This is a genomic window from Paenibacillus ginsengihumi DSM 21568 (assembly GCF_000380965.1).
In the GTDB taxonomy this organism is placed as follows: Bacteria; Bacillota; Bacilli; order Paenibacillales; family NBRC-103111; genus Paenibacillus_G; species Paenibacillus_G ginsengihumi.
The window spans coordinates 24,449-36,843 of the sequence record NZ_KB905598.1 but is presented as its reverse complement, the minus strand read 5'-3'; the positions used below and the strand labels follow the sequence as shown (position 1 = coordinate 36,843).

General features: G+C 56.0%; 11 protein-coding genes. 3 read left to right on the top strand and 8 right to left on the bottom strand.

Annotated elements, in window-relative coordinates; genetic code table 11:
* Positions 1-671: 671 nt before the first annotated feature.
* A complete protein-coding gene (locus tag F591_RS0120285) occupies positions 672-956 on the bottom strand; it encodes a YuiB family protein (RefSeq protein ID WP_019536448.1) in 285 nt (94 codons plus the stop codon).
* Positions 957-1,230: 274 nt separating this feature from the next.
* On the opposite strand from F591_RS0120285, the gene hemQ reads away from it, so the two are divergent.
* Positions 1,231-1,977, top strand: a complete 747-nt coding sequence (gene hemQ, locus F591_RS0120280) for a hydrogen peroxide-dependent heme synthase (RefSeq protein WP_019536447.1) — start codon at positions 1,231-1,233, stop codon at positions 1,975-1,977.
* 265 nt (positions 1,978-2,242) lie between these two features.
* On the opposite strand, the gene F591_RS0120275 is transcribed toward hemQ, so the two are convergent.
* Both F591_RS0120275 and F591_RS0120270 read right to left on the bottom strand, forming a co-directional pair.
* Entirely contained in the window at positions 2,243-2,521 is a 279-nt protein-coding gene (locus F591_RS0120275) for a hypothetical protein (RefSeq protein ID WP_019536446.1), read from the bottom strand.
* A gap of 3 nt (positions 2,522-2,524) precedes the next feature.
* Positions 2,525-3,715, bottom strand: coding sequence for an NAD(P)/FAD-dependent oxidoreductase (locus tag F591_RS0120270; protein WP_026326766.1), 1,191 nt, complete (start codon positions 3,713-3,715; stop codon positions 2,525-2,527).
* A gap of 451 nt (positions 3,716-4,166) precedes the next feature.
* Between F591_RS0120270 and F591_RS0120265 the strand changes: the two genes are divergently transcribed.
* Positions 4,167-5,153 (top strand): NAD(P)/FAD-dependent oxidoreductase, encoded by a 987-nt coding sequence (locus tag F591_RS0120265; RefSeq protein ID WP_019536444.1) that lies wholly within the window; start codon positions 4,167-4,169, stop codon positions 5,151-5,153.
* 107 nt (positions 5,154-5,260) lie between these two features.
* On the opposite strand, the gene sda is transcribed toward F591_RS0120265, so the two are convergent.
* Positions 5,261-5,413 carry a sporulation histidine kinase inhibitor Sda gene (sda, locus tag F591_RS0120260; protein ID WP_019536443.1) on the bottom strand — a complete coding sequence of 51 codons (153 nt, stop codon included), beginning with the start codon at positions 5,411-5,413 and terminating at the stop codon, positions 5,261-5,263.
* A 423-nt stretch (positions 5,414-5,836) separates the two neighbouring features.
* Here sda and F591_RS0120255 point away from each other — a divergent pair, with 423 nt between their 5' ends.
* On the top strand, positions 5,837-6,133 hold the full coding sequence (locus tag F591_RS0120255; RefSeq protein WP_019536442.1) for a magnetosome magnetite crystal formation protein family: 297 nt from the start codon (positions 5,837-5,839) through the stop codon (positions 6,131-6,133).
* Between the two features lie 114 nt (positions 6,134-6,247).
* On the opposite strand, the gene F591_RS0120250 is transcribed toward F591_RS0120255, so the two are convergent.
* The 4 genes from F591_RS0120250 to F591_RS0120235 all read right to left on the bottom strand — a co-directional run bounded on the left by F591_RS0120250 (position 6,248) and on the right by F591_RS0120235 (position 12,237).
* The gene (locus F591_RS0120250; RefSeq protein WP_019536441.1) at positions 6,248-7,795 is read right to left on the bottom strand and encodes a type 2 periplasmic-binding domain-containing protein; all 1,548 of its coding nucleotides are present in this window, start codon (positions 7,793-7,795) and stop codon (positions 6,248-6,250) included.
* 80 nt (positions 7,796-7,875) lie between these two features.
* Positions 7,876-8,745 carry a carbohydrate ABC transporter permease gene (locus tag F591_RS0120245; RefSeq protein ID WP_019536440.1) on the bottom strand — a complete coding sequence of 290 codons (870 nt, stop codon included), beginning with the start codon at positions 8,743-8,745 and terminating at the stop codon, positions 7,876-7,878.
* Complete coding sequence (locus F591_RS0120240) at positions 8,745-9,695, bottom strand: ABC transporter permease (RefSeq protein ID WP_019536439.1); 951 nt, start codon at positions 9,693-9,695, stop codon at positions 8,745-8,747. The genes F591_RS0120245 and F591_RS0120240 overlap by 1 nt, the downstream gene beginning before the upstream one ends.
* A 244-nt stretch (positions 9,696-9,939) precedes the next feature.
* Entirely contained in the window at positions 9,940-12,237 is a 2,298-nt protein-coding gene (locus tag F591_RS0120235; protein WP_019536438.1) for an AraC family transcriptional regulator, read from the bottom strand.
* Positions 12,238-12,395 lie beyond the last annotated feature (158 nt).

Below are 12,395 nucleotides of genomic sequence, written 5' to 3'. Positions count from 1 at the left end.
CCTTCGCCGATACAACCGCGGCTCGGCTTCCTCTTGTCCCTTTCGGGTTGATATTTTCACGATGCGGCAGGATTCACTTGATGTTACGGCCTGCAAGTTTGCTTCCTTCCGCCTTTTGCGGAGCTTTTCACAGGGCTTCAGACGCCGGATTTCTCCGACGCCTGCCTGCTAGCTACGGGGCAGCTTGGCCTTTACCCCGACCGGACTTGCACCGGTTAGTTATGCCTAGCTTGGCTAGGCGCGCGTTGTACAAAATACAACATTTGCTATCTTAAATGCCGAATAAGGCTGCTCACTTGCGTTACCATTTCAAATTGATGGCTTCGAGGAAAATAAGCTCTGTGACTAGCGTTAGCTTAAGGTCTGCCTGGCAAAGCCCGGCAAAACGTAAGCCTACGGCTAGCAAGTTTAGCGGTCGTTTTCCTTTGGTACAGAAAGTTGCACTTCGCTTGGTACAGAAAGTCGCACTTCGCTGTATCGCCTTAGCAAGGTTAAGCTTTCTGCAACATTAACAAAAGCCCAGACCGCATGAGGCTGGGCTTTTCATGATGGAGCCGAACCCCCGTTTCCGGGCGAGTCCGGCGTTATGCAGCCTTTGGCGTTATGCAGCCTTTGGCGTTATGCAGCCGTTGGCGTTATGCGGCCGTTGTTGCCGCTTGCGACATTCGCGCTTAAAACATTTTAAACCCTTTGCGGCGCAAGGTGCGGATCGTTGAGCCGCTCAGCACCGCTCCGATCAGTCCGCCGATAAACGGAATGTAGTCAACGGCCGTATACTCCGCCAAGTTGGCGGACAAGGTGCCGCTTCCCCACTCCCAATACACGAAAAGTCCAATCAAGAGCGCGATGTAGCCGTATATGGGGAACCATGTCGTTTTCATCAGCATGTTCAATATGAAACCGAGCCCGAAAAACAGCACGAACAGCAGCACGGTCACGATCAGCAGTTGCAGCAAGCCTATAACCCCTTTCCAAATCTGCAGACGCTTTTCCATCTTATATATTGTAAGCGAATGTCGGCGCCGGGTAAAGTGAACGGTTTTCGAACCTTTTGCCGCAAAATTTCAACAAATGCATGCGCAGCGGCGAGCCGGCGCCGCATTCATTTGCCCTGGCTTGCCGATTCCGCTACAATGAAAACAAGTGTACTGCAATGACAAAGTACGGCACCCGGCAAGGCGATAAGCTTTTGCCGCAGGCGGCCATACAAGGACGAAGGAGTGTTGGATCATGAGTGAAGCCGTGCAAACGCTGGAGGGCTGGTATGCGCTCCATGATTTTCGGGCTATCGATTGGAATGCATGGAAAAGCTTGACCCCGGGCGAGCGCAAGCAAGCGGAGGACGAGCTGTACACGCTGCTGCATCAGTACGGAGCCGCGGAGGAAGCGAAGCAGGGCAGCACCGCCTTTTATTCGATCGTCGGGCAAAAAGCCGATTTCGTCTTCATGCACCTGCGCGAAACGCTGGAGGAACTGAACGCGCTGGAGACGGAGTTCAACAAAACGGCGTTCGCTCAAGTGACCGTACCGACGTATTCTTATGTGTCCATCGTGGAGCTCGGCGGCTACATGGCAAGGCCCGGCACCGATCCGCTGCAGGACCCGGAGATCGTCGCCCGGCTGAAGCCGATCTTGCCGAAGGCGAAGCACATTTGCTTCTATCCGATGAACAAACGCCGCGAAGGCAGCGACAACTGGTACATGCTGCCCTCTGAGGAACGCCGCAATTTCATGCGCAGCCACGGCATGATCGGCCGCAATTACGCGGGCAAGGTGAAGCAGATCATTACCGGCTCGATGGGCCTGGACGATTGGGAGTGGGGCGTGACGCTGTTCGCGGACGACGCGCTGCAATTCAAGAAGATCGTTCACGAGATGCGTTTCGACGAAGTGAGCGCGCGCTTCGGCGAGTTCGGCGACTTCTACGTCGGCAATTTGCTCGACCAGGAGAAGATGGCCCGCATGCTGCAGCTGTAACTTTATGTCCGAAAATCAGGCCGGCTAATGAGCGAAGACGATGGTTTGCCGCTCTTAGCCGGCCTGATTGTGCGCATGGCCCCGCATGGCCTGCTTACCATCGTGTGCGCCTTGCGCCCAAGACTCGCATTTCCGTCTACCTTCGTGTGCGCCTTGCGCCCAAGACTCGCATGGCCCGTCTACCTTCGTGTGCGCCCAAGACTCGCATGGCCCGAATAACGGCAAAACCTTGCCGAAGGGCTCGTGCCTCCGGCAAGGCTTGTCGTCAATCCTCGTCTTCTTCGGCGGCCAATGCCGCGAGTTCCCGCTCCATTTGCGCCTTGCGGCTCAAATACTCCTCCGTGTCTCTGTCCCGCTGCCGCGATTTCTCCTTGAGCCGCTCGATGGCCGGCTGAATGAGCAGATCGACTTCCCGCTGCACGGTGGCGGCAAGATCGTAGCGGTTTTGCGATTCGAGATAGCCGCCCACCTCCATCAGCGCATTATACCTTTCCAGCTCGTCGCGGGTCAGCAGGCCGCGCACCTGTACGCTGCAATGTCTCATGGTTTAAAACTTTCCTTTCCTGATCACCAGCGGCAAGCCGCCAATAATATACAAATATCGAAGGTCGATCAGCTTCTTCATCAACGCTGCGGCGCCGCCCTTTACCTTCTTCGTGCCGACGATCCCGATCGCTTCGCCTCTGCCCAGAGAAGCGACGGTGCCTTTGCTCTGATATTCGAACGTCTTCAGCTGGTCGCCGCGGATGGATGCCACCAAGTTGTGCGCGCATACCTCGGCCTGCTGGATCGAGATTTGCGCGGTCGGCGGATACGGGCGGCCTTCCGGATTCATGACGATCGAGCAGTCGCCGATCACATAGATGTTGTCATGCCCTGGTGCGCGCAGGTGCTCGTCGACCTTGATGCGGCCGCGCATCGTCTCGAAGCCGGCTTCCTCCAGCATCCGGTTGCCGCGAATCCCGCCGGTCCAGACGACGGTATTGGTCCGGATCTCTTCGCCGGTCGCAAGCAGTACCCCTTCCGGCGTGCATTCCTTGATGGCGACGCCGATCTTGAACGTGACGCCCTTCTTCTTCAGCACGTCCATCGCGTACTCGACCAGCTCCGGATCGAACCCCGGCAGCGCAGTCGGCGCGGCTTCCACATTATATATTTTCACAAGCTCCGGATCGACATCGAACTCCCTGCACAGCTCCGGAACGCGGTCGGCCAGCTCTCCTACGAACTCGATGCCCGTGAAGCCCGCCCCGCCGACGACAAAGGTCAGCGCTTCGGTACGGGACGGCTCGCGCTTGAACTTGGCGAATTGATATTCGATATGTTCGCGAATGAGCCGGACGCTGTTGATGCTGCGAATGTTCATCGCGTATTCCTTAAGTCCCGGGATGCCGAACGTCTCCGGCTCGCCCCCCAGCCCGACCACCAAATAATCGTAGGACAGCACGCCTTCTTCCAGAATCACCTTTTTATCATGAGGACGAATTTGCACAACCGTCGATTTGACGAAGTCGATTTTGAACTCGTCGATCAGCTTCAATATATTAACGCGCGCATTGTCCGGTTTATCCGTTCCCGCTGCGGGCATATGCAGATGAGTAGTTATATAGTGGTAGTCATGCTTGTTGACCAGCGTAACGTCTGCCTCATTGTAATTGAGCTGCTTCTGCAGACGAAGAGCCGTGACGATTCCGCCATAGCCCGCGCCCAAAATGACGATTCTCGGTATTCGACTCATGGTTTCTTCCCTTCCATCGGTTGAAATTCGCTCGCGCTCCGGTGCCGTTTTTTCGCGCTATGGTTTGTGAAAAAGTGCACAAATTAAGCCAAAAAGCGCTTTATGCACCAAAAAGCGCTTTATTGCATAGAATTTGTCTCTATATCCAAAAAATATACGGCCGAACGCACACCTATCCTGTGCAAAGGCCAATTCACATGTCATCATATACCGTAGCGATCTAAAGTGCAAGCCCCTTTTTGGACTAAATTCCGCGCTAGGCAAGACCGTTTGTCACATGGCGTCGATTGCTGCCGTTCAATTATTTTTATCAGGGTCATCAACAAAATTACTCCGCTGCCGCACGATTTCGTGTTTCTCACATCCTTTTCATTCCGGGCGGCGGCGATTATAATAGAAACTGTTCGACAAAGACATTGTTCGACAAAGATACGGAGGTGCGAGAGAAACCATGCAAAGCCATATTGACGACATCATCATCGTCGGAGCGGGGCCGGCGGGGATGTTCGCAGCATTTTACGGGGGGATGCGGCAAGCTTCGGTGAAGCTGATCGACAGCATGCCTCAACTCGGAGGGCAGCTGGCGGCGCTGTACCCGGAGAAGTACATCTACGATGTGGCCGGTTTTCCGAAAGTGACCGCCCAGGAGCTGGTCAACAACCTCGAGCAACAGATGAAGCATTTTCCCATCGACGTCCGTCTTGAAGAAAAGGTGCTCAGCGTCGTCAAGAAAGACGAACGGGACTTTGAAGTAACGACGAACAAAGGCGTGCACCGCGGACGGGCCGTCATCATCACCTGCGGCGTCGGCGCTTTCGAGCCGAGAAAGCTGGAGCTGCCGGAGGCGGCCAAATATGAGGACAAAAATCTGCATTACTTCGTCAACGATCTGAATCGCTTCAAAGGCCAACGGGTGCTGATCAGCGGCGGCGGCGATTCCGCGGTCGACTGGGCGCTCATGCTGGAGCCGATCGCCGAGAAGGTGACGCTGGTGCACCGCAGAGACAAATTCCGCGCGCACGAGCACAGCGTGGCAAATTTGCTGAAATCGAAGGTTGAAGTGCTGACTCCGAAAGAAATTACAGCGTTGTCCGGAAGCGATGCCATCGACAAAGTAACGATCAAAGACGTGAAAAGCGGCGAAACGACCGACATCGAGGTCGACGCAGTGATCGTCAACTATGGCTTCGTCTCCTCGCTCGGCCCGATTGCAGAATGGGGCTTCGAGATCGAGAACGGCTCGATCAAGGTCGATTCCCGCATGGAAACGAGCATTCCCGGCATTTTCGCAGCCGGCGACATCACTACGTATCCCGGCAAGCTGAAGCTGATTGCCGTCGGGTTCGGCGAAGCGCCGACAGCCGTCAACAACGCGAAAGTATATATCGACCCGAGCGCCAAGCTGTCGCCAGGCCACAGCAGCAATATGAAGCTGTAGACAGAAGCGGCTTCGTACATGGCATAGATGGCAAAAAAGGTACTTCCTATGGTTCACTGCCGAAGGGAGTACCTAGTTCGTTCTACATGCTTCGACAAAAAAACCGGTCAGCTGACCTGGCTGCCGGGCTTGTAATACTCCAAGTTAATTTGCCGTCTCTTGATCTCTTCCAGCAGCAATGCGATAAATTCCTCTTCCAGCTTCAAATCGATCGCCTTAAAGTACGAGTCTACCAAGATATCATCGCTGATCAGTTTCATGGCGAATCACCTATCCCTTAAACTACCAACATATTAACACGGGGACAAAATTAGAACAAGCGTTCCGTTATCCACATAACACTGTGAATATCCTGTGCGTACATTGTTGATAATCCTCGAACTTTAGACAAACAGCAGATACATACTGTGGACAAAGTTATGCACACGGGCAATACATTTTTTACGATAAAAAACATTGATCAATTTCTGCGAAAAGAATACTGCTGAAAAACGGCGTTTATCAAGCTGCTGTCGGCTGCTTATTCGGCGCCGGGCAGCTGTCTTCTATTTACCCCGCAGCCCGCCGCTTGAATCGGCGCCGCCCCGAAACGGCGCCGGCCATCCCGCGTATATTGACTTATGAGCGGCTGCGCTTCATCGACCCGGCCGGCCGCAACCGAGAATGGAGTGGATTCCGCAAGTATGGATACGAACCGTCTGCTCGCCGCGCTCTGTTACTTCAGTATCTTTTTCGCCGGCTTCATCGTACCGATCGCGGTATTCATCGTCTCGAACGACCCCTATGTCAGACGCCACGCCAAGGCCGCTTTCATCACGCACTCGCTTCCCTTTGCGCTCCTGTTCGTCACCATATTGGCCTTTTGGCAGTCCCAGGCAAATATCGAGCAGCTCATCGTTCTCTTGCTGCTGCCTGGGATCGCATATGTAGCCGTCATGATTTACAATGTCGCGATGGGCATCAGAGTGCTCATCCGCTGATCCAAAAAAACCGCCCCGTTCCCGCGGCTAACGCCGCAGTGCGGAAAACGGGGCGACCGTACCTGACGAACAGATGGCCGGCCGTCATGATCCGCCCATCTGCCTTCGCTATGGTTACTTCTTGTCGAACGACTGCACTTTCTCGTACCATTCCTGGGCCCGCTGCGTCACAGTAGCGCCGCCGGACTGGTTCCATTTTTCCACGAACTCGTCGAACTTCTCGATCGGCCATTCGCCGATGACGATTTTGGCCAAATATTCCTGGAACATCTTGTGCGACTGAATGTCCGGGAAGCCTTCGTAGACCGAGCTCGGCATGCCGTCACCGGCGATTCTGCGGGCTTCGCTGATGCCTACCTGGAAGATGTCCTTCACCATCTGCGCCTGCTCGCCTTCATACGTCTGGTCGATTCTCTTGTCCATCGACTCCTTCGTCGTGAAGTTGAGCATGCCGAGCGGAATCGTTCTGTCGTCGGTTTGCGGCAGCAGCCGCTTCTTGCCGTCCACGACCTCGTGCTGCTGGCCCTCGATGCCGAAGAACACGAAATCCTCGTTGGCCGGATCATAGAAGAAATCGAGCAGCTTCAGCGCATGCGGAGCAAGCTTCTCGGAGGACGACGGGATCATCCACTCCGCTTCGCCCATGCTTTTCTGCGTAATAAACCCTTGATACCCGTCCACCTTCGGCAGGTTCAAGCCGACAATGTAGGCGTTCGGGGCCGTCTTTTTCATCGCCTCGTGCTTTTCCTTCAGCGAAGCGGGCAGGTGATACCAGCTGCCGACGAGGTTGTTGTTGATCTTGGCCTGCCAGACATCCCCCTTGTTCAGGAACGTCTCGTTATCCAGCAGCTTCTGGGCGTACAGCTCGCGAATGTATTCGATCGCGGCGCGCATATTCGGGGTGACGCCGGCGTACTGCAGCTTGCCGTCGTAGATGTCCCATTCCGGCTTGCCTTCCCACATCGCCACGCCGTACATGGCGAACAGATGATCCATCCAGGTGCCGAATTCGCGGCCGCTCGTCGGAATTTCGTCCGCCTGGCCGTTCTTGTTCGGGTCCTGCTCCTTAAACGCTTTCAGCAATGCGGTAAATTCGTCTTTCGTCTGCGGCATGCCCGCGTTCACGTTGTCCATCCAGTCCTTGCGGATCATCGGCACGCGCTCGGGAATCATGTAGATCTTCGGGACGTAGTAAATTTTGCCGTCCGGCGAAGCCGTGCGCACGATGTCCCACGCTTCCTTCGGAATGCGGTTCCATACGTTCGGCGCATACTCCGGCAGCAGATCGTCCAGCGCCAGCGCGCCGCCCTGCTGGATCAGCGTCTGCTCCACGCCGCCGATCGGCCGGAGAATGTCCGGCAAGTCGCCGGAAGCGATCATCACGTTCAAGGTCTCGTTCGGATTGGCCCCCGGCGGGCTCGTCTCGAGGACGTACTCGACGCCGGTCTTCTCCGCGATATACTTCACGTGCGGGTCGTTGCTGCCAGGCAGCTTGCCCTTGCCCAGATGGCTCTTGAATACTTTGACCTTGACGGGGCTCCCGTCCGCTCCGCCCGCCTCTCCGTTTGGTGACGGGCTGTCCTGGCCGCAGCCGGCGATTGCCGTGGCGGCCAACATCAGCGCGGATGCGGCGAGAATTCCTTTTTTCATACGTTTGGACATGCATGACCCACCCTTTCTTGACCTTAGCATAATGACGGTATTGCTATATATCAAGCCGCGGGGAAGCGGCTCAATAAGCTTCAGCCTTTCACCGAACCGAGCAGCGCGCCTTTGACGAAATATTTTTGCAGGTACGGGTACACCAGAATAATCGGAACCGTAGCAAAAATAATCGTGGCCGCCTTCAGCGTTGTCGCATTGTACCCTAGCGTCTCAACCCCTTGAGTAATGCCTACCAAATCCTCGGGATTCATCAAATATTCGCGCAGCTTCATCTGCAACGGCCACAGGTTCGGATCGCGAATGAACAGCACGGCCCGGCTGAACGTATTCCAGTACCCTACCGCATAGAACAGGCTGACTGTAGCGAGCACGGGCTTGGACAGCGGCAAGTACATCTGGAACAGGATGCGCCCGTCACCGCAGCCGTCGATGCGGGCCGAATCGTCGATTTCCGCCGGCAGCCCCATGAAGAACGTGCGGATAATAATCATGTTGAACGTGCTGATGAGCCCCGGTATGATCAAGGACCAGAGCGAATTGAGCATGCCCAGCTCGCGGACGGTCAGGAAGAACGGAATCATCGGCGCGTTGAAAATCATCGTTATGACGATCATCAGCATCATTTGCTTGCGGATCAGGAACGACCGCTGCGCGAGCGGGTAAGCGGTCAGCACCGTGAACAGCATGCTGAGCAGCGTGCCGACGACCGTAATGTATACCGTAACCCCGAACGAGCGCCACAGCTCCGCTTTGCTCAAAATGTACTCCCAGGACGCGCTCGTAAACTCGACCGGCAGCAAGTACACCTGCTTCGCATCGGCGGCGAACGGCGAGCTGAACGAGACGGCAAGCAGCTGAATCAGCGGCATCACCATCGTCAGCGATAGGGCTGCCAGCAAAATATAGTTAAAGACTTTGAATATTTGTTCTCCAGCGGACGTTCTCATCACCACAGCCCCTGTTCCGTTTTTCTCGCCATCCGGTTAAACACCCACAAGAGCGCGAACCCGATGACGGACTGGAATAAGCCGATCGCCGTCGTTACGCTGTACTGCCCCTGCAGCACGCCCGCCCGGAAGACGTACGTCTCGATAATATCGCCCACCGAATAGGTCATCGGCGTCAGCAGGTTGAAGATTTGGTCGAAGCCGAGCTCCAGGAAGTTGCCGATGCGGAGCAGGAACAGCACCACAATCGTCGGAAACAGCGAAGGCAGCGTAATGTACAGCGTCTGCTTCCACCGGCCGGCCCCGTCCACGACGGCCGCCTCGTACAGATGCGGATTCACGCCGGACAATGCCGCCAAGTAAATGATCGTGCCCCAGCCGATTTCTTTCCAGATGGCGGAGATGACGACAATAGTGCGGAAATACCGCTCCTCCTGCATATACAGGATCGGCTCGAAGCCGAACCAGCCTCGCACCGAATTGACGACGCCCTGCGTCGCCAGCAGCTCGAACACGATCCCTCCCACGACAACCCAGGAGAGAAAGTGCGGGAGGTAAAAAAAGCTTTGGAACGTGCGTTTGGCCAGCGCCGAGCGGACCTCGTTGAACAGCAGCGCCAGGATGATCGGCGCGGGAAATCCGAAGATAAGCTGGTACAGCGCGATGAGCGCCGTATTCCTCAGCACGTTGTAGAAATCGGGATAAGTGAAAATAAACCGGAAGTTGTCAAGACCGACCCAAGGGCTGTCCCAGATGCCTTTCATGATCTGATACTTCTGAAAGGCGATGATGCTGCCCGCGAGCGGCACATACTTGAATACGATAAAAAATAGGATGCCCGGAAGAATCATCAAATACAGCATCTTGTGCTGCCTGATGTTTTCGAGATACCGGTTTTTAAATTTCCTGCTCCGGGTTGCCGCCACTCGGTTCGGCACCGTATCTGCCATATTTCACCGACCGCCTCTCTGCTTGCAAAAAGTTGCTGCTTGTTTTGACGGGTTCATCATAGCTTACAAGCGGCGGCCTGGACAATCTATCGTTTGCCCAAATCATGCGCAAATCGTGCGGCGTCGCGGGCTGTGCAAGATCGGTTAGTTCGCTGGCGCATCGGTGCGCCCGTAGGCGCGGCCAAAAGCGGCAAGGACCTCCGCCAGCGGGCTAGACGCCGCACCGGGGAGGTCCGTGAGAAGCTTACGATTTGAAGGAGCTGTCGTGATTGCGCATCAGTTCCCGGTATTTGCCGGGAGTGATGTCCTTGTATTTGCGGAACACGCGAATAAAGCTGTTCTCGTGCTGATAGCCGACCATGAGCGCGATATCGGAAATTTTGCTGCTCGTTGCGATCAGCAGCTCGCCGGCGCGCTCGATCCGCAGCTTGGTGAAATATTCGTGAATCGTCTCGTTCGTTTCCTGTTTGAACAGCTGGCTGGCCAGGCTGACGCTTACGCCGATGGAGGCGGCGATTTCCTGTACGCCAATATTATCGCCCAGATGCTTCTTCATGTAATCGATCATATGCTGCACCATAATGAATTCTTTGCTCTGAATCAGATTGCCGAACCGGCGTGCCAGCGCTTTCGCCTCGTCCGTCAGCTTGCTGCCGATATCGTCCAGATTGAGCGTATGGAGCGTGCGCTGCCAGTCGTCCTCTTCCCAGCCCGCCTCTTTGCCGCGGGCGATCCGGCTCAGCTTGGCCTTGGCCGCGCCCAGGAACGACAAGGCTGCCGACGGGTACCAATACCCTTCGCGGATTTCGCCGATCACCCGCTCCACGATGCGCTGCGCGCGCTCCTCGGCGCCGGCCTCGACGGCGGAAGCCAGATCCTCGAGCGCCGCATCCCCGGCTGGCGTCTCCGGCATTTCGTGGCCGGCGACGTCCTCGTAGGCGGTAACGCTGCCGTACCCGCGGTACAGCCGGTAGCCCAGGGCGTTCTCGGCCTCGTGCAGCGCCAGCTTGAGCTTGCCGGGATCGGCGTGGGAAAGGCTGAAGCCGGCCGATAATGAGAAGTTGAGCAGCCGTTCTGCCACCTCGACGATTTCGGCCAGCTTTTTCGCCAAGGCAGGCTGCTTGTCCGCTACCGGCTGCAGCACAATAACCGTCTGATCCGCCCCCCGATCGAGGCTGATCGATCTCCATTCGCCGGACAGCAGCTCTGCGGCAATATTCGTGATAGCGAACTTGAGCAGCACATGATCGCGCTCGGGAAAGCGCCCGGCCCATTCCGGATAACGGTCAATCGAAAGGACGGCTACCGTCAGCGGCGCATCCGTCCATTCCGCGAAGTAACTGTTCCATTTTTCCGCGATCTCTTTCTTCGTCACGAGGTTGCCCGCGAACATATCGTGCACAAACTTCGAGGAAGCCTCCGGCATCGTCTGCCGGATCAGACGCGACAGCTTCTCATGGTCCCTCAGCAGCTTGCGCGTAATGTTCTCCAGATCGACCGGCTCGGCGCCTGTCCCCTCCTGTCCGTAGGTGGTCAGCATTTTGCGCATTCGCCGAACCGGCGTCAAGGCGACGGAGTAGGTGCAGACGATAGCGGAAGCGCCCAGTAGCAGCGCGGCGAGCGAGACGGCAAGCAGCACGTTGCGGATCGTCTTCGATCGGCCCAGCAGGTCCTCCTGGGAGACAAGCGACACGTATTCCCATTCCGTCACGGGCGACCGGGCATGGGAGACCAGCATCAACTCGCCGTCCAAGACGTAGTCGCCGAACGGCTCTCCGTTCAGAGCGGACAGCGCCTCGCGGACCGCCGCCGCTTCGACGCCGTTGCCTCCCGAAGTGGCGGCATAGAGCAGCTTGCCCTCCTGGTCGAGGATGAACTGCTTCCGCTCCAGTCCCGACGTATCGCCTGTCTGCATATTGGCAAACAGCAGGTCGTCCTTGAAGTTGATCGCCACAATCCCTCTGAACTCCCCTTGAATGACCACTTTGCGAAAGAGAGTGATCTGATCCAGGCGGCCCCCTTCCCCGGCGTCCGGCGCTGGCCTCCCGGAGACGAGCATCAATCTTTCGCCGAACTTGTCCGCTACGTTAACCCAAGCGGAATCCTTGAACGTGTCGGCCCGCGAGCTGAAGCCTTGAGGATAGCCGACGAAGCTTTCTCTTACGCGATCGTAGATGTAGATGCTTTCAATGTAAGGCGAATTGTCCAGCAGCGTTTTCAAAAACAAATAAATTTGCTGAACGTTATTGTATGAGCTCTGATCCTCCATCGTCAGAAAATGATATACGTTCGAATGAAGCGCTACCTTAATCGCCGTATAATTGGATTCCTGAATATATTTATCGATGTAGTTCATGCCGATGCGCAGCGATTGATACTGCGGCTTGCTCAGCTCGCTTTGCAGCACCGATTTGGACGTATAATAAGAAGTCACGCCGACTGCGAGGATGACCAGGGACACAAATACCGTCAAGACCGATACCAGTCTCGTCTGCCGATCAGCCCAAATATATTGAAGCCAGTTCGATGCTTTTGCCATCATTTCCCCCCCGCTTTCGCGCCTTGTCTCCGCCGTCCTCTGCCGCTTCAGGGGCTCCGTCTATTATAGCTTAACCTGCTCTTTGTTGCATAAAACCCCGCATACACGGATCGTCCGTGGCGGGGTTCGCGAATCCATATCCATATCTGGCCGGGACCAGC

Excerpts from the sequence above, each read along its gene's own strand:
- hemQ (WP_019536447.1), top strand. The coding sequence starts at position 1,231 with ATGAGTGAAGCCGTGCAAACGCTGGAGGGCTGGTATGCGCTCCATGAT.
- F591_RS0120275 (WP_019536446.1), bottom strand. The coding sequence starts at position 2,521 with ATGAGACATTGCAGCGTACAGGTGCGCGGCCTGCTGACCCGCGACGAG.
- F591_RS0120270 (WP_026326766.1), bottom strand. The coding sequence starts at position 3,715 with ATGAGTCGAATACCGAGAATCGTCATTTTGGGCGCGGGCTATGGCGGA.
- F591_RS0120265 (WP_019536444.1), top strand. The coding sequence starts at position 4,167 with ATGCAAAGCCATATTGACGACATCATCATCGTCGGAGCGGGGCCGGCG.
- sda (WP_019536443.1), bottom strand. The coding sequence starts at position 5,413 with ATGAAACTGATCAGCGATGATATCTTGGTAGACTCGTACTTTAAGGCG.
- F591_RS0120255 (WP_019536442.1), top strand. The coding sequence starts at position 5,837 with ATGGATACGAACCGTCTGCTCGCCGCGCTCTGTTACTTCAGTATCTTT.
- F591_RS0120250 (WP_019536441.1), bottom strand. The coding sequence starts at position 7,795 with ATGTCCAAACGTATGAAAAAAGGAATTCTCGCCGCATCCGCGCTGATG.
- F591_RS0120245 (WP_019536440.1), bottom strand. The coding sequence starts at position 8,745 with ATGAGAACGTCCGCTGGAGAACAAATATTCAAAGTCTTTAACTATATT.
- F591_RS0120240 (WP_019536439.1), bottom strand. The coding sequence starts at position 9,695 with ATGGCAGATACGGTGCCGAACCGAGTGGCGGCAACCCGGAGCAGGAAA.
- F591_RS0120235 (WP_019536438.1), bottom strand. The coding sequence starts at position 12,237 with ATGATGGCAAAAGCATCGAACTGGCTTCAATATATTTGGGCTGATCGG.